At 37.3% G+C, this 16,926-nt stretch carries 14 protein-coding genes; 6 read left to right on the top strand and 8 right to left on the bottom strand.

Annotated elements, in window-relative coordinates:
* Nucleotides 1-31: 31 nt before the first annotated feature.
* The 6 genes from rmuC to glgB form a co-directional block, all read right to left on the bottom strand.
* Nucleotides 32-1,294, bottom strand: coding sequence for a DNA recombination protein RmuC (rmuC, locus tag DXC23_RS07515; RefSeq protein WP_242997445.1), 1,263 nt, complete (start codon nucleotides 1,292-1,294; stop codon nucleotides 32-34).
* A gap of 230 nt (nucleotides 1,295-1,524) precedes the next feature.
* A complete protein-coding gene (locus DXC23_RS07510) occupies nucleotides 1,525-2,448 on the bottom strand; it encodes a S1 RNA-binding domain-containing protein (RefSeq protein ID WP_117705503.1) in 924 nt (307 codons plus the stop codon).
* A 354-nt stretch (nucleotides 2,449-2,802) separates the two neighbouring features.
* Complete coding sequence (gene glgA, locus DXC23_RS07505) at nucleotides 2,803-4,230, bottom strand: glycogen synthase GlgA (RefSeq protein ID WP_117705502.1); 1,428 nt, start codon at nucleotides 4,228-4,230, stop codon at nucleotides 2,803-2,805.
* A 15-nt stretch (nucleotides 4,231-4,245) separates the two neighbouring features.
* Nucleotides 4,246-5,355, bottom strand: a complete 1,110-nt coding sequence (gene glgD / locus DXC23_RS07500; RefSeq protein WP_117705501.1) for a glucose-1-phosphate adenylyltransferase subunit GlgD — start codon at nucleotides 5,353-5,355, stop codon at nucleotides 4,246-4,248.
* A complete protein-coding gene (locus DXC23_RS07495; protein ID WP_117705500.1) occupies nucleotides 5,345-6,556 on the bottom strand; it encodes a glucose-1-phosphate adenylyltransferase in 1,212 nt (403 codons plus the stop codon). The genes glgD and DXC23_RS07495 overlap by 11 nt, the downstream gene beginning before the upstream one ends.
* A gap of 70 nt (nucleotides 6,557-6,626) precedes the next feature.
* Entirely contained in the window at nucleotides 6,627-8,603 is a 1,977-nt protein-coding gene (gene glgB / locus DXC23_RS07490; protein ID WP_117705499.1) for a 1,4-alpha-glucan branching protein GlgB, read from the bottom strand.
* Nucleotides 8,604-9,372: 769 nt separating this feature from the next.
* Between glgB and DXC23_RS07485 the strand changes: the two genes are divergently transcribed.
* From DXC23_RS07485 to DXC23_RS07460, 6 genes are all read left to right on the top strand, one after another.
* Nucleotides 9,373-9,618 carry a hypothetical protein gene (locus DXC23_RS07485; protein ID WP_117705498.1) on the top strand — a complete coding sequence of 82 codons (246 nt, stop codon included), beginning with the start codon at nucleotides 9,373-9,375 and terminating at the stop codon, nucleotides 9,616-9,618.
* Nucleotides 9,619-9,714: 96 nt separating this feature from the next.
* Complete coding sequence (locus tag DXC23_RS07480; RefSeq protein WP_117705497.1) at nucleotides 9,715-10,200, top strand: hypothetical protein; 486 nt, start codon at nucleotides 9,715-9,717, stop codon at nucleotides 10,198-10,200.
* A gap of 198 nt (nucleotides 10,201-10,398) precedes the next feature.
* Complete coding sequence (locus tag DXC23_RS07475) at nucleotides 10,399-11,772, top strand: hypothetical protein (protein ID WP_117705496.1); 1,374 nt, start codon at nucleotides 10,399-10,401, stop codon at nucleotides 11,770-11,772.
* A gap of 14 nt (nucleotides 11,773-11,786) precedes the next feature.
* On the top strand, nucleotides 11,787-12,623 hold the full coding sequence (locus DXC23_RS07470) for a hypothetical protein (RefSeq protein ID WP_117705495.1): 837 nt from the start codon (nucleotides 11,787-11,789) through the stop codon (nucleotides 12,621-12,623).
* A gap of 33 nt (nucleotides 12,624-12,656) precedes the next feature.
* On the top strand, nucleotides 12,657-13,211 hold the full coding sequence (locus DXC23_RS07465; protein WP_117705494.1) for a hypothetical protein: 555 nt from the start codon (nucleotides 12,657-12,659) through the stop codon (nucleotides 13,209-13,211).
* A 169-nt stretch (nucleotides 13,212-13,380) separates the two neighbouring features.
* Nucleotides 13,381-14,124: a hypothetical protein gene (locus tag DXC23_RS07460; RefSeq protein WP_117705493.1), complete on the top strand. Its 744-nt coding sequence runs from the start codon at nucleotides 13,381-13,383 to the stop codon at nucleotides 14,122-14,124.
* A 113-nt stretch (nucleotides 14,125-14,237) separates the two neighbouring features.
* Here DXC23_RS07460 and sigG read toward each other — a convergent pair whose 3' ends face one another.
* Complete coding sequence (gene sigG, locus DXC23_RS07455; RefSeq protein ID WP_117705492.1) at nucleotides 14,238-15,023, bottom strand: RNA polymerase sporulation sigma factor SigG; 786 nt, start codon at nucleotides 15,021-15,023, stop codon at nucleotides 14,238-14,240.
* Nucleotides 15,024-15,270: 247 nt separating this feature from the next.
* The gene (gene rny, locus DXC23_RS07450) at nucleotides 15,271-16,821 is read right to left on the bottom strand and encodes a ribonuclease Y (RefSeq protein WP_117705491.1); all 1,551 of its coding nucleotides are present in this window, start codon (nucleotides 16,819-16,821) and stop codon (nucleotides 15,271-15,273) included.
* Between the last annotated feature and the right edge of the window lie 105 nt (nucleotides 16,822-16,926).

Genomic DNA, 16,926 nt, shown 5'->3' with positions numbered 1-16,926 from the left:
ATAGCGCACACCATAAGATATGCGCCAAAACTTAATCGCTGAATATTTTATCGGATAATTCCCTTGTTGGTGTTTGCACATCTTTGAGTTTTCTTTGAATTTGCCTTGTGCGAACTCCGACAAGCTTGTCGAGTTCTTTGTTTGCCTGATCAAGTCTTTGTTGAGTTGCCTCAAGCACATCTCCGAATTTGTCAAATTCCTGCTTGACTGCGCCGAGAATTTCCCATACCTCCGCACTGCGCTTTTGTACGGCAAGCGTTTTAAAGCCCATTTGCAGTGAATTAAGAAGTGCCGCCATTGTGCTTGGCCCTGCAATATTTACCTTGTAGTCACGCTGTAAAATTTCAACAAGTCCACGATTGACAACCTCGCTGTATAATCCCTCGAAAGGCAAAAACATAATTGCAAATTCTGTGGTGTAGGGAGGATCTATGTACTTATCGTGAATGTCCTTTGCCTCGCTTTTAATGGTGGCGATTAATGCCTTTGCCGCAAGGTCTATCTTCACTTTGTCGCCCTCGTCTATCGCATCCCTAAGCGCTGAGTATGTATCACCGGGGAATTTCGAGTCAATCGGCAAATAAATAAACTTATCATCGTCAGACGGGAGCTTGACCGCAAATTCAACCACATTTCGTGAGCCTTTTTTTGTTGCTACATTTTCCTCGTATTGCTCGGGAGATAAAATTTCGCTGAGTATTGCCGAGAGCTGATATTCGCCAAGCGTACCTCTTGTCTTAACATTTGTAAGTACCTTTTTGAGGTCGCCAACGCCGTTTGCAAGATTTTGCATTTCGCCGAGTCCCTTGTAGACCTGCTCAAGACGCTTGCTGACAAGTGAAAACGAGCGGTTCATTTTTTCTTCAATAGACTGCTGTAATCGTTCGTCAACAGTTTTACGCATTTCCTCAAGTTTACGGTTGTTATCCTCTTGAATATAATTAAGTCTGCTCTCAACCGAGCGCCTGATATTTTCGAGCTTTTGCTCATTTTCGAGCGAAAAGGTTTTAAGTCTTTCTTCAAGCTGATTAAGGCTTTTGCTCTGATTTATTGCATACGCATTCTGATTTGCGTAAATCATATCACCGAGATTTTTTACAGAGATTTGCGTTGCCGAGGTAAGCTCCTGCCTGAGTGTGGATTGTTCTGTGTGGAGTGACTGTTCAAGCCTTTTTATTTCTTCGCTGTTGCCGTTTTCGGATTTTTTCTTTAACTGATTGGCTATTACAATGCCAAGCATTGCAACCGTAATTAACAGCAAAACGATTGTTACAATATTTAGTATAATTTCCAATTTAGGTACTTCCTTTACTGTTTATATAAATATTTTACTATTTTACTTGTCAAAAGTCAAACAAATGTTACAAAAGCAGTTTTGTTTTGAATGTTGGGGTAGCATTTATGAATAATGGTTTGCGCACTTTCGGTCGGGCAGCAAAGTAAAGCAAAAGCAAAACTTTTGATAAAGCACTCAAAAAGCACGAAAAAGCAGACTGCCGTTTGACAGTCTGCTTTGTTTATAAATTATTCAAATACAGTTTCCACAAGTTTACTGCAACCTATTGGCGAATATAAAAATCGGTCGATATGGTTGCCGTTAAAGTAGTATTTCGGTTTTTGCGGATTGTATTTGTAATCAAAGGTGTCTATGATTATAATTTTAATCTTCATCTTTTCGGGAATAATGCTTTTTATGTAAACGCTTGCCTGCTGTCCAACCTCTATGCCGTCTTTGCTCTCTGCAAGCCCTGCAAGGTTAGGGGTAAGCTCTACAAAAGCACCGTAATTTTCCACACTGCGAACTATACCGGCAACGGTTTCGCCAGCGCAAAAGCTGTTTGCATTTTCTTCCCATGTGCCTAAAAGCTCCTTATGGCTCAGGCTTATTCTGCCGTTTTCAATGGATTTTATAACCGCCTTTATATCCATTCCGACAGTGAACCGCTCACGAGGGTGCTCAATTCTCGATACGGAGATTGTATCTATCGGCATAAGCGCCACAATTCCGCAGCCTATATCGGCAAATGCACCGAAATTCTCAAGGTGGGTGATACGGGCGTCGATAACATCTCCGCAAACGAGGTGAGAAATGTAGTCTTTCATACAGCGCTGTTGCGCCTTTTCTCTTGAAAGCACCGCAAAGCGCTCGCCTTTCTCGTCAACGGCAAAATCGGTTATGACAAAGCAAACGGGACGATTCACCCTTGAAATTACCGCAATGTCACGCACTGTGCCCTCTCGGATTCCGATAGCACCCTCTTCTCTGGGAATAACGCCTTTCATTATGCCTAGGTCAACAATGAGGTTATGTTCGGCATCGCACACGCAAGCTCGTGCCTCAAGGATTTTCCCTTCTTTTTTTGCGTCGCTGAGCAAAGAAAAGCTATGAAGTGTGTTGATATTGTCCTGTGTTAAAATAAGTTTTCCTTCGGGTAAATATTCTGACATTTTGTAGCCTCCGTTAATTTTATTGCGCATACTGACATTATTTGTAAAAAGGCAGAGTATAATCCTCTTTCAGTACGCACATTTGGTTACAAATATTAGTATGATTTTGGCTTGTAAAATATGCCGAATAAACCGGTCGGGAAATTTTTGCTTGCAAATATAAAACTTTAATCTCGAATAAAAAATTCAGGTCAAGCCTTTTGAGTTCTATTCTAAATGTTTGGGGAAATCTTAATAAATAATGTTTTTGGTCGGGCAACGAAGTTAAACCATTATTCACCCCAACTTTTGAAAATAACCTGATAAAAATTCCCTCTCCGAATAACAGAGAGGGAATAGGGTTAAATCTTAAAATTATGCCCAGTTAAGAGTATCGTTGTAAACATTGATGTAGTCGTTAGCCGAACGATCCCAGCTGTTGTCGCTCATCATTGCACGCCACATAAGCTGATGCCAGCCTGCGTCATCGTGAATACCCCACAAAGCTCTTCTTACAGCATTTACCATATCTGCTGTATCGTAGTTCTTGAATGTAAAGCCGTTGCCGTAGTTGTCTGCACTGTCAAATACAGAGTCTTTAAGTCCGCCAACCTCACGAACAACAGGAATTGTACCGTAGCGGAGAGCAATCATCTGTGCAAGGCCGCATGGCTCCTGAGCAGACGGCATAAGGAATATATCAGCACCTGAATAAATCTTTCTTGCAAGTTCAGGTACAAAACCGTGACAGAAGCAAAGTCTGCCCGGATATTTTGCCTGCATATAGTTAAAGTAGTCCTCGTATTCCTTATCACCCGAGCCGAGAATTACAAACTGCATATTCTCGGTATTCATAAGCTCTTCAAGTCCCATTCTTACAAGGTCAAGTCCCTTATGACCTACAAGTCTTGTTACCATACCAACCATTGGTACATCCCAGCGCTGTTCAAGGCAAAGACGCTCCTGAAGTGCTCTCTTACACTCACCCTTGCCGCTCATATCGTCCTTAGAGTAGTTACGATAGATCTGATAGTCTGTTTCAGGATTATAGCTTTCAGTGTCGATACCGTTCTTGATACCGCAAAGTTTATAGTGACGGAGGTTAAGTTCGTCGTGAAGTCCCCAGCTGAACCATGGGTCTTTAATTTCAGCCGCATAGCTTGGAGATACTGTTGAAACTCTTGTTGCTGTTTCAATAGCGCCCTTCATCATATTGAGTTTGCCGTTCATCTCAAGAATTTTTGTTTCATTGGCAGGAATACCTACACATTCTGTATTAACTTCCCAGCCGTATTCACCCTGATACTGAATATTGTGAATTGTAAACAAGCTCTTGATGTTGTGATACCATGGTCTGTGTGAATAGAACAGATAGTAGTAAACAGGTACAAGTGCTGTCTGCCAGTCATTACAGTGAATCATATCAGGATGGAAGTCAATGTATGGGAGCATTTCCAGAATTGCTCTTGAGAAGAATGCAAATCTCTCAGCGTCATCATAATGACCGTAAAGTGTACCACGCTTGAAATAGTATTCATTATCAATGAAATAATATGTACAGTCGTGCCATCTTGCCCAGAAAAGTCCGCAATACTGATGACGCCATGCAACAGGTACGGTAAAGTTTGTAATGAAATTTAGTGAATTTCTAAGCTCCTGCGGAATTGTGCCATAAAGCGGAACTACAATTCGGCAGTCCTGTCCCTTTCTGCAAAGTGTGTGTGGCAGACTTCCTGCAACATCTGCAAGTCCGCCGCTACCGCAAAACGGATTTGCCTCAGATGCACAATATAAAATTCTCATTTGATTATACCTCCATTAAACAACAGATTTTTTTGCTATATATACAGGATAGGAGTCATATCCCATAAGTGAACGACCATCCTGAATTTTAACATCCTTATCTATGATAACATAATTCAGGTTGGTATTGCAACCGATTTTTGTATCTTGCATAATTATTGAGTTGCTTACTTTAGCACCCTCGCCAATATATACACCCTTAGAAATAACACAATTTTCAACTTCGCCGTTGATTACACAGCCTTGAGCAATAATTGAATTTTTAACGCTGCTTGTAAGACCGTAGCGTGACGGAGCGTCATCTCTTACCTTTGTGTAGATAGGACGCTGCGGATTAAAGAGCGCATCTCTTACTTCTTTCTTCATTAAGTCCATATTGAAATTGAAGTAATCCTGATTGGAAGTAATTGCCGCTGTATAACCTTTATCTTCAAAGCCGTAAACATTGTATTTGCCGACGGCAGCCTGAATAATATTTTTAATGTCTTTCTGATTTACGGCGAGAGCCTGATTTATTTCCTGCATAAGGAGATCTTTTTTCAGGAGTATTGCACCGAATACTACATTTTCAACAGTATTTGTCTTTTGCGGATTGAGAAAAAGTCTGTTAACTCTGCCGTTATCGTCAACGCTGATTGTCATAGGACGGTCGTAGCCTGACGGTACAACCATCTTGTTGTAAATTACGGTAATGTCGGCATTCTTCTTGGTGTGGAAGTCAAAAAGGTCTGTGCAGTCAAAGTTAGAAACAACATTGCCCGGTGAGAGCAATACATATTCCTCTCGGCTGTTCTCAATGTATCCATGCATATTGTAAATGGTTTCAGGATAGCTTGAGAAAGAGCTGCCGTTGTAAGGTGTGAGAAGTGTAAGCTGACTTCTTCTCTTTGAAAGGTCATAAGCAGAACCCGAGCCGAGGTGGTCGGCAAGAGAAAGATAGTTCTTTGTGGCAACTACGCCTACATTGTTGATACCTGAATTTGACATATTTGAAAGAACAAAGTCAATTATTCTGTATTTGCCCCCGATAGGAACGCTTGCCATTGTGCGTGAAGAGGTGAGGTCAGGCATTTTTTCGTCAAGAGTGCCTGCAAAAATAAGTCCCAAAACATTATTACATCTCATTTGCTTTTACCTCCGTACATCTGTCAATCATTTCCTTTGGCTTTACAACTGCGCCTTCGTCAATAACAGAGTTCTCGCCAACTACGGCAATACCCCAGTCATCTCTGTTTTCGCAATCTTCAGGTTTTGCGCCTACAACAGCGTTTTTGCGTACAACTGTATTTTCTGCAATAATTGCAAACTGAACTGTTGCACCCTCTTCAATTACCGCACCCGGCATAATTATTGAAGAGTTGATTGTTGCGCCCTTGCCGATAGTAACGCCCGAGAAAAGAATAGAAAATTCAAGATTGCCGTAAACATTACAGCCGTCTGCAACAAGTGAATTCTGAATAACTGCATCATTAGATACAAAGTGTGGCGGCATCATTGGATTTCTTGAATAAATATCCTTTAAGTCAAGTGTAACATTAGGGTCGAGAAGATCCATATTAGCTTCCCAAAGACTGTCGATTGTTCCGACATCTTTCCAATAACCCTCAAACGGATATGCAAACATACGCTCGCCTGCGTTGAGCATTGCGGGAAGAACATCTTTACCGAAGTCATGGCTTGAGTTTTTGTTTTCGTCATCTTCAATGAGGTATTTTCTTAACTCTTTGTAGCTGAAAATGTAGATACCCATTGATGCGTGTGTGCTTTTTGGCTTTTCGGGCTTTTCATCAAATTCGTAAATTTCGCCGTCCGCGTGTGTGTTGAGAATACCGAATCTTGATGCCTCCTCAAGCGGAACATCAATAACAGCGATAGTACAAGCCGCATTCTTTTCTTTGTGGTATTCAAGCATTTTGTTGTAATCCATTTTGTAAATGTGGTCACCCGACAAAACGACAACATACTCAGGGTCGTAGCGGTCAATGTAGTTGATATTCTGGAAAATTGCATTTGCAGTACCTGAGTACCAGTCTGCGCCGTCAACAGCCTGATAAGGGCTTAAGCAGTTTACACCTGAGTGCATACCGTCAAGATCCCATGGCTGACCGTTTCCTATGTATTCATTAAGAACAAGTGGCTGATATTGTGTGAGAATACCAACAGCCTCGATGCCTGAATTTACGCAGTTTGAGAGTGGAAAGTCAATAATTCGATATTTTCCGCCGAATGGAACGGCAGGTTTTGCAATCTTTCTTGTAAGAACGCCAAGACGAGAGCCTTGTCCGCCTGCAAGCAGCATTGCAACTACTTCCTTCTTAGGGAACATTTTTCTACCTCCAGAGATTATTTAAGAGCAGGGAATAAGTGAGCATACTGCCCTGCAATTATAAGTATATTTATTTTAATTCCTCTGCCTTTACGGTTTCGGAATTGAGAACAACGGTTTTTCTCGGCTTTTCGGTGTTGCCTTCGGGATTTTCAAGTTCCTTTGTACATTTAAGATAAATTACACCGAGCGGCGGCAGGGTAAGCGAAAGTCCCTGCTTGTAGCCGTGAATTTTCATCGGTACAGTGGTAAGAGTGCCTGTATTTGATACACCTGTTCCGCCAAATTCGGTTAAGTCGGAATTAAATATTTCCTCATATTCGCCAAAGTGGGGAACACCTATCATATAGTTTTCGTGAACGGTCGGCTGAAAATTGCAGACTGCAATGATTTCGTTGCCGTCCGAGTCGGTTCTTCTGAAAGCAATAACGCTTTGAGTGTAGTCGTTACGGTGTATCCATTCAAAGCCTTTCGGAGTATTGTCAAGCTCATAAAGCGGCTTATGTTCAATATAAAATTTATTTATTTCTTTAAAGAATGTAAACAAAGCATTATGCTTTTCAAAATTAAGCAGATCCCACTGAATACCAGAGTCGGAATCCCACTCGTCAAACTGACCTATTTCACTGCCCATAAACACGAGCTTTTTGCCTGGGTGTGCATACATATATGTAATAAATGCTCGCACTCCCGCAAACTTGCTGTCATAGTCGCCGGGCATTTTGCTGATAAGTGAGCCTTTACCATGTGCAACCTCATCGTGAGAAATAGGCAGAATGAATTTTTCCGAAAAAGCATAGAAAAAGCTGAAAGTAAGGTTATCGTGGTTGAACGGCCTCCATAACGGGTCAAGCGACATATAGTGTAGAGTATCATTCATCCATCCCATATTCCACTTGTAGTCAAATCCGAGTCCGCCCTCTTCAATAGGGAGGGTGAGCTTTGGCCACGAGGTGTTTTCTTCGGCAAAGGTGAGTGCAGACGGGTGATACATATGTACTACCTTGTTAAGGCGCTTAATAAAGTCGACTGCCTCAAGGTTTTCTTTGCCGCCAAAGCGGTTTGGCACCCATTCGCCGTCTTTTTTGCCGTAGTCGAGGTAAAGCATAGATGATACTGCGCCGATTCTCATTCCGTCAACATGGTATTTGTCGAACCAAAACATTACAGCTGAAATCAAAAAGCTGATTACTTCATAGCGCTGAAAATTGAAAAGGCAAGTGCCCCAGCTGTCACGCTGACCTTTTTTAGGATTGTTGTCCTCATAAAGGCAGGTGCCGTCAAATTTATAAAGTCCGTAATCGTCTTTAGGAAAGTTTGACGGTACAATTTCCATAATAACGCCGATACCCTCCATATGACAGCGGTCAATAAGAGCCATAAGGTCGCAAGGAGTGCCATAACGAGATGTTGCGGCAAAGTAACCTGTTGTCTGATAGCCCCAGCTCGGGTCATACGGATATTCCATAAGCGGCATAAGCTGAACATGAGTGTAGTTCATTTCCTTTAAATAAGGAATAAGCTCATCTGCCATTTTTTGATAGTTAAAGTAATTGCCGTCAGGATATTTTTTCCACGAGCCTGCGTGAATTTCATATATATTCATCGGCTTGTCGGGTGAAGATGTATTCTGACGATTTTCCATCCAATAGCTGTCATGCCATACATATTGATTTGTATTAAATACCATAGAGGCATTTTCGGGTCTTGTCTGACAATGAAAAGCAAACGGATCCGATTTTAAAATGTTTGTGTGGTCAACGGTTTCTATACAGAATTTATATACGGCAAATTCATTGAGATTTTCAATGAACAGCTCCCATACACCGCCGCCGATTTTATACATATAATTAGCTTGTTGATTCCAGTTGTTAAAATCGCCCACAACAGAAACTGTAATTGCGTTTGGCGCCCATACTCTGAACATTACGCCGTTTCTGCCGTCTAAATTCATAAAATGAGCGCCGAGAAAATCGTAAGCACGAACAGCGTCACCGTCAGAAAACAGTCGCAGCGGAGAACGCTCATCATTAAAGACATACTTCATATATTCAACTCCTTGTTATGACTGCCTATTACCCTGATTGCAGTCAACAATTCCGCAGGTGCGGATTGCGTGATTATCACTGTTAATTATTAAAACTCCTGTAAAAGAATACCTTTTAAAACTACTTCTATATTCCTATAATATATAATACCAAATAAATATGTTGTTTTCAAGCAAATTTGAAAATTTTTACACAATATTTTCGTGTAAATTTTATAAATAACCTTTCAAAATTCCCATATGGAACATAATTTTACATAAAAATAGTTTTTTTATAAATAATTCAAGTAAATTTTATTAAAATGTAAAAACGGTATCAATTTTATCAGCCTCTCGTGTTATACATAATGATGAAAATGTGCATAGATTTTCTGAGGTAAATATATTGAAAAAGGTATTTACAAATATTATTTTTTATAGTATATTAATACAATAATAGACAGTAAAACAACAATAATAAACAATTTTGCTTATTGCTAATTGAATAAATAGCGGTGAGGTGATACAAATTTGTTTTAGCACAATTGCACACACAATAAAATTAGGATGAGGATATGAAGAATGATAAATAAAAAAAATATAAAAATTATAGGTACAATTGTAGGTATAATTGCAATTATTATAATCGGAGTATATATATAATCAGATAAAAATTTCAAATTATCTTAGTGACCTAACTTATGATATAGTACAGGAGTCTTACGATAATTGCGGTGATTACTCGAAAAGTAAATATCAGGATATAGTACCGGAAAACATTTATAGCAGTATGAATTATTTACTTGGAATTGACAAAAACGAAAGAAATAATATTCGTATAGTTAAAGCTTATCATACAACACCTATTACATTAATTTTATCAGGAATTACAGCAAAATCATTATATACAGCAGAAGGCTATTATATAAAAGAAAACGAAGATCATGAGACGGGGGGCAAATTTTCACCGACAGTATATTGGAAATTAGATGACGATAATGTTTGGCGAGTATCAGATTTTGATTTTCCTCCGTGATAAAATTATTATTTAGAAAAAACCACCTCTGATTATTATGTCAGGGGTGGTAAGGTACCATTTGATAATCAATGGAAAAACAGAGGAGGAAGAAAGATGAGTGTACAATCATATCCATGGACGGCATCAGTATTTAAAGGTGAAGGAAGGTTTTTAATAACGACATTGGTTGAACATATTGGTGGCTATAAAACGCATGCTGATGGAGTAACAATAGTAAGTGAAACAGAAGATGATTTAGTAGATAAATTAGGCAACAAAGTTCTTTCAAGAATAAAAGCCGTTGAAAATAGTCCGTTGTATGTAGGAAAACCTAAACAATTCTGGAAAAATGGCTCTAAGTATAAGGGTTATATAACCTTTTGGAAACATAATTTTTTAGCATATGTAAAATTGTTTGAAGACGGAAGTTATGAAATTTATTCAACTAAAAAATTCAGAGAGAAAAAAGGTGGATATTATGGCTGCATAAAGTCAATAAACTTGCCAGCCAATGCTACGGCGGAAGAAATAGGAAATGCAATAATTGATGTATTCAAAGCCGCCGAAGAATATTACGAACAAAATCCTATGGAATATTGATTAGGTGTATAGAACTACCACCTCTGACTGCTATGTCAGGGGTGGTAATTAACAGAAAAACAAAGAGTGTAAAGTGTTCAGGTGTTTTAATTATCGGTACAGATAACAATTCAGTACTACTTGCAAAGTTTCTAATGAATATCGTACTTTTTTTGATGATTTTATGACTGATAATAATTTGAAATGGTGTGTATAGTTATGCGAAAAATAATAAATAAAAATATTTGCTTTATGGGGATATTAATTACTCTGCTTGAATTAGTTGTATTCTTATCGACACCCTACTCAAAATCAATTTTGCCGGTTTATCCTTTAAATAATTTAATATGGTCAATTGTTTTATTTACTGTATTCTTTTTTTCATTCAGTGCATTTGTTATATTTGGCTTTGCTAAGAAAACTTTTTTACTGTATAAAAAGCAAATAGTAATATCTTTTTTTGCTCTTTTATTCATAAGAGTTATACTTGATATTGGCTGTTATATTTTCAAAAGTACAGAGATTAAATCTATATATAGCTTATTAACGGATTGCATATTTTTTGTGATTATATTCCAAATTATTACATTTGCTTATACCGGCAGAAATTTATTAAAAGATATATATGGTAAAATTAAGGGCAAAGATAAATCTATAGTAGTTATATTATTATTTTATGTTTTAGTTGTGGCTATAGTTGTTTCTTATTTAGTCTATATATTTATAAATTTGCAAATGTATGCAGAAAAATATACAATTGATTCATCATTTTATCTTTTTAAAAGTATGAATTATAACTTTAATTCACAGTTGTTAAGAATGTTTACAGCAATCATTTTACAAATACTTCTTGTAATAACACTTAATAATCTATATGCAAATAATTTTGACGCAGATTTATATTGGTCAAAAATATTTTTAAAAATTATTGCACGAACAATAGTAGCTTTTATAGCAATATTTGTATTATTGTTTATTAAAATCTGTATCTCAAATGTGGGTACTGTTGCAAAAACACCGGAAAGATCATCTGATTGCTACATTGGATTACCGAATTTAATTTCTAATAGCTTTGTCTATAAACAAATATATAGGGTAAAAGATAACTCATCGCAGATATTATCATACGAAAATACAGATGTTAAAATAAAATATCATGACGAAGAATTACTCGATTTTAAGCTAAATAATTTTTTCGATTATGAATACATAAATAAAGAGCAGAATAACATAAATAATTCAAATTCAGGCGCATCAATTAAAATACAAGATCAAGAAGTGGTATTTTTTTCAAATCAATATATAGCTTATGCAAAAAACGATACCCCTTATGTCATAGCTTTTGATGATATTAAAAATCAAAATGAGAATGAGATTATAACAAATTTTTTAGAGTATATGATTACTTGTGGATATTGGGATTACTTTGAGTACGGTTGTGATTATCTTAAAAAGTATGATTCGGATTTTATAAATCCATACATAGAAAGATATGCAAATGGCAATTTTACGGAAGATGAGATTAATGAAAATCGTGAAATCAATACTGAGTATATGACGAATTTTGCTCAAAAAATGCTTGAAATTAAATGAAAAAAGAGATGAATATGTTGGAAGATAAAATTATAGATTTATTATCTAAAAAAACTAAATGTCCTGTTTGCGGAGAAGAATGTATCAGTTGGTATAAAAAAGGGTTTTATACCAATTTTTGGAAAGAAAAAGAATGCCCTAATTGCAAAGCAACTTTAAAACTTAAAGGCAAAATAATATGGGTAAATAGGTTGATTGATCTGTTTTTTTTGATATGGTATATTTTCTTGTTTATTAATATACCGCAATTGTGTAGCTTATTATTGCTGTTTTATATTTGCTTCAAATTATTTTGGAAAGTTTTAGTGGTTGGTCCGTTTTCAGAAATAGTTCCATATAACAGTACCCCTCTTGATGATTTATTAAACAGTTTCAGAAAATTAAAAGCACTGGATAAAAAAGGAAAAATAAAGGTTGCAGCGGTAATAACAGCAGTTGTTCTTGCTTTTGTCGGAATTGGGGTTTGTATTAATCATCGGAAAAATATAGAAAATAATCTTACCGACCTAACTTATGACATAGTACAGGAGTCTTGCGATAATTACGGAGATTACTCAAAAAGCAAATATCAGGATATAGTATCGGAGCAAATTTATAAAAATATGAATTATCTGTATGTGGTGAATTGTACAGACAAAAACAATTTAGAAATTGTTGAGTCAAAGTTTACGAGTATTGAACCGCAGATATTGTCTTTAAAATCTGCGGAAGTAAACTATAGCTGTTATGTTAGATATCAACTGAATAATGAGAATGACAGTTATATTGCTAAGGATCTTTCTTATACGGTGCAATGGAAATCGGATGATAATAATGTTTGGCGAGTGTCTGATTTTGACGGGGATTTGTGATAAAAGGAAAACTTAATTTTTAGGTGAATTACAATGAAAATAAAAAAATCTAAAACAAAAATAATCGTATTGTCTGTTTTTTCTGTTTTGGCAATTATAGGATTTTTGGCATATCGTGTTGAGCTTTATCACAGAACAAATGATCCTAATAAGGAAAGAATATTTGAAATAGAGGATTATTCTTATGACAGGAAATTAACACCGTACGGTACCGAAAAAGATCTTCAATATAATTCTGAATCGATTAGGGCATTTATAATACAAAATTGTCCCGATAATGAGGAGAAAACCAAAGCATTAATTTATGAATTTTTAAATACGTATAATTACAAAAATGAAATGGAAAACTGCGGTACGGATAAAATTTATATAGATTTTATGAAACCGAGTTGGAGATTTCCTGTGTATTGGACAGAAAAATGGGATATGAAACATACATGGCACAGAGATGGCAGTTATTTGGCTAATTATTATAACAGCAACAGAGTTGCATGGGTTGAATGTGATGTAAACGGTATTTTGGGAGAAAATTATTATTTTGACAAAACCACCTCTGATTATTATGTCAGGGGTGGTAAATACCGATAACAGTCGCTACATTGCTAATCGTTCTAATTGTACGGTACAATGGGTATTGAAAGATAATGTTTGGCGAGTTTCCGGTTATGACGAGCGTTCGTGATTCAGAAAAGCAGAGATTAAAAATTTTTCTTGCTTTAGGCTTGAACGAAAAAATATAAGAATGAGGGAGAATAATATGAACAGTAAATTGAAAAAATGCTTACCTTTTATAATTGTGGTTGCACTCGAATTAATATCGCTGATTTTTTATAATGAGGAACATAGCTTTTTGCGGATGAAGTGCATAGGAATACTTGCTATGGGAGGATTCAAATTTGCAATACCAATGCTAATATTTAATGCGGCTTTTGTGTTTGTGTATCTGCTGGCATATAATTATGTGGTGATATTGGTTACCGATACACAATTTATGGCGAAAAAGGTGTTTAAAAATATCGGTATTTTGTTTGCCGTAAGAACAGGTTTTGATATTTTATATTATTTGATTAACGCATCAGTGACATGTTTAAGTGAAACCTACATTGATTTTTCGTATTTAATAAATTCATCGTTTGCGGTTGTTATGTTTGTGGTAATACTAAAAAATTGTGCAAACATATCATTAAAGGAGATTAAAACCAATGTCAAGGCGAGAAAAAATGCAATATTTTTTGCTGTAATATTTCTGATTACAAATATTATCTTCTTTGTGTATTATATTATTATGAAAGGCCTTGCTTCGGAGAATTATATGATAGGCCTTGCTTTGAAGAATTATGAAATTTTTGATAATATGATGTCAGTAAATAATTTTATGTATAATTTTATATCTTATTCGTTCTATGTTATCAGTGCGGTTTCATTGACATTACTCGGTGTTTTGTTTATTAACTTTGTAAAAAAAGTTAGTAATAAAGAAAATGTAAACGCTATGGTTTAGCTTGGAATAATTAAAATTCAGGTCACTTTTTTGTGATTTGCGTGTTAAAAAGAGAATAATTAAGTAATACTCCGCCACTTTACAACGATGGCGGAGTATCTTTGTTGAACGGCTTAAAAAATATTTTTCTTTATTCTGTCAAGTGCTCCTTTTTCAATTCGGCTGACTTGCGCCTGCGATATTCCGATTTCACTTGCAACCTCCATTTGAGTTTTGCCTCGGAAAAACCGCATTGTCAATATCCTTTTTTCACGGTCGGAAAGGTTTGCGATTGCTTCTTTTACCGCAATTTCTTCAAGCCATGTTGTGTCATCGCTTTTGTCACCAATTTGGTCCATAACATAAATGGTGTCACTGCCGTCCGAAAAAACAGGCTCGTACAATGAAACAGGTTCAATTATTGCCTCGAGTGCAAGCACAACATCGTGTTTTGGCACTCCCATTATTTTGGCAATTTCTTCAACTGTCGGCTCTCGGTTTTCTTTATTGGTTAGTTGCTCTTTGATTTGCATAGCCTTATAGGCGGTGTCGCGCATTGAGCGTGATACTCTGATAGCGTTATTATCTCGCAGGTATCTTCGTACCTCGCCGATAATCATAGGTACTCCGTAGGTGCTGAAACGCACATCGAGTGACGGGTCGAAATTATCAATTGCTTTGATAAGTCCGATTACACCGACTTGAAATAAATCATCGGGATTTTCACCACGGTTTGTAAAGCGCTGAATTACCGACAGCACGAGTCGCAGGTTGCCGTTTATCATTGCGTCTCTTGCTTTTTTGCGCTCTTCTTCACTGCCGTTCTTTATTGTGTTGAGCAGTGCTTTCTTTTCTTTTTCACTTAGGACTTTAAGCTTAGATGTGTTTACTCCGCAAATTTCAACTTTACCATACTGCAAAAAATTACCCCCAAGCAATTTCTTACAATAAGTATTGCCATAATAGGGAAGATTAATACAGTGAGAAATTCAACTTAGAAAAATAAAAATAAAAAATTCAGGTCAGGCCTTTGAACGGTAGGGTAACAAAGGTTGAATAATAACAAGTTTTAACTTCGGGACGAAAACTTTGATTTTTGCTTTTCTCCGTTTCCCGACCAAAAATCAGCAAAAAAAGAGATACCCCGAAAGGTATCTCTGAATTTGATTATTTTGCGTAGTTGACAGCTCGGCTTTCTCTTATGATATTAACCTTAATCTGTCCCGGATATTCAAGCTCTTCTTCAATCTTCTTGCAGATTTCTCTTGCAAGCGGAAGCATACGCTCATCATTTATGACTTCAGGTTTAACCATAATACGAACCTCACGACCTGCCTGAATAGCATACGAGCTTTCAACACCCTCAAATGAAGATGCAACTTCTTCAAGCTTTTCAAGACGCTTGATGTAGTTTTCTACATTTTCTCTTCTTGCACCCGGTCTTGCGGCAGAGAGTGCGTCGGCAGCCTGTACAAGACAAGCTACAACTGTCTTAGCCTCTACATCACCGTGGTGTGCCTGAATTGCATGAATAACAGCATCATGCTCTTTGTATTTTCTCGCCAAATCTACACCGATTTGAACATGAGTACCCTCAACCTCGTGGTCAATGGATTTACCGATATCGTGTAAAAGTCCTGCACGCTTTGCAATGGTTGGATCCATACCAAGCTCGCTTGCCATCATACCTGCAAGGTATGAAACTTCAAGTGAATGGTTAAGTACATTCTGACCGTAGCTGGTACGATAACGAAGTCTGCCGAGTAACCTGACAAGCTCCGGATGAATGTTGTGTACACCTGCCTCAAGCACTGCTCTTTCGCCGTCGTGCTTGATTGTAGCGTCAACTTCTCGTCTTGCTTTTTCAACCATTTCTTCGATTCTTGCCGGATGAATTCTGCCGTCTGAAATAAGTTTTTCAAGAGCAATTCTTGCAACTTCTCTTCTTACAGGCTCAAAGCTTGAAAGAGTGATTGCCTCAGGTGTATCGTCAATGATAAGATCAACACCTGTGAGCGTTTCAATGGCTCTGATGTTTCTGCCCTCACGACCGATAATTCTGCCCTTCATTTCGTCATTCGGAAGAGGAACTACGGAAATTGTAGCCTCAGCAACCTGCTCTGCGGCAAGTCGCTGAATTGCAAGAGAAATAATGTTTCTTGCTTTTTCGTCCGCCTCATCCTTAAGCTGCTCCGTATATTCCATAATCTTAACGGATTTCTCATGAGCAAGCTCGTCCTCAAGCTGTGAAAGCAGGTAACTCTTTGCCTGCTCGGCTGTATAGCCGGAAATTTTCTCAAGCATTTCAAACTGACTTTTCTTGAGTGTTTCGATTTCCTCAAGCTTTGCATCAGCGTCTTTTAACTTACGAGAAAGCTTTTCGTCCTTAAGCTCCATGTTGTCAAGCTTTTTGTCGAGGGTTTCTTCCTTTTGCTGAATGCGTCTTTCCTGGCGTTGAACTTCTTTGCGGCGGTCGGCAATTTCTTTTTCGCTCTCGGTTCTGAAACGATGAACTTCGTCCTTGCCTTCTAAAACAACCTCTTTCTTTTTGGCTTCGGCTGTTTTCATAGCTTCCGACACGATTTTTCTTGCCTCTTCTTCTGCACTTCCGATTTCCTTTTCGGCAACATTTTTACGATAGCTTATACCTGCAAAAATGCCTATGCCCGCACCGAGAAGCAACGCAACAATAATTAATATTATTGCTAATAACGACATTCTGACACCTCCTTGTTTGATTTTTAATTAGATAATAAGTTTAAGTTCAATCAAACAGCCTTGTCGGTGCCGTTAGTAAAGATATTCAATTTTCATTTTTATAAA

The organism is Eubacterium sp. OM08-24 (assembly GCF_003438075.1).
GTDB lineage: Bacteria > Bacillota > Clostridia > Oscillospirales > Acutalibacteraceae > Ruminococcoides.
The sequence above is the reverse complement of the archived record's forward strand: the minus strand, read 5'-3'. Positions and strand labels throughout refer to the sequence as shown.

Bases quoted from the DNA above. Each gene is read 5' to 3' on its own strand.
- DXC23_RS07480 (WP_117705497.1), top strand. From the start codon at position 9,715: ATGAGTGTACAATCATATCCATGGACGGCATCAGTATTTAAAGGTGAA.
- glgA (WP_117705502.1), bottom strand. From the start codon at position 4,230: ATGAGAATTTTATATTGTGCATCTGAGGCAAATCCGTTTTGCGGTAGC.
- DXC23_RS07510 (WP_117705503.1), bottom strand. From the start codon at position 2,448: ATGTCAGAATATTTACCCGAAGGAAAACTTATTTTAACACAGGACAAT.
- glgB (WP_117705499.1), bottom strand. From the start codon at position 8,603: ATGAAGTATGTCTTTAATGATGAGCGTTCTCCGCTGCGACTGTTTTCT.
- DXC23_RS07460 (WP_117705493.1), top strand. From the start codon at position 13,381: ATGAACAGTAAATTGAAAAAATGCTTACCTTTTATAATTGTGGTTGCA.
- DXC23_RS07465 (WP_117705494.1), top strand. From the start codon at position 12,657: ATGAAAATAAAAAAATCTAAAACAAAAATAATCGTATTGTCTGTTTTT.
- DXC23_RS07475 (WP_117705496.1), top strand. From the start codon at position 10,399: ATGCGAAAAATAATAAATAAAAATATTTGCTTTATGGGGATATTAATT.
- rny (WP_117705491.1), bottom strand. From the start codon at position 16,821: ATGTCGTTATTAGCAATAATATTAATTATTGTTGCGTTGCTTCTCGGT.
- DXC23_RS07495 (WP_117705500.1), bottom strand. From the start codon at position 6,556: ATGTTCCCTAAGAAGGAAGTAGTTGCAATGCTGCTTGCAGGCGGACAA.
- DXC23_RS07470 (WP_117705495.1), top strand. From the start codon at position 11,787: ATGTTGGAAGATAAAATTATAGATTTATTATCTAAAAAAACTAAATGT.
- DXC23_RS07485 (WP_117705498.1), top strand. From the start codon at position 9,373: ATGAATTATTTACTTGGAATTGACAAAAACGAAAGAAATAATATTCGT.
- glgD (WP_117705501.1), bottom strand. From the start codon at position 5,355: ATGAGATGTAATAATGTTTTGGGACTTATTTTTGCAGGCACTCTTGAC.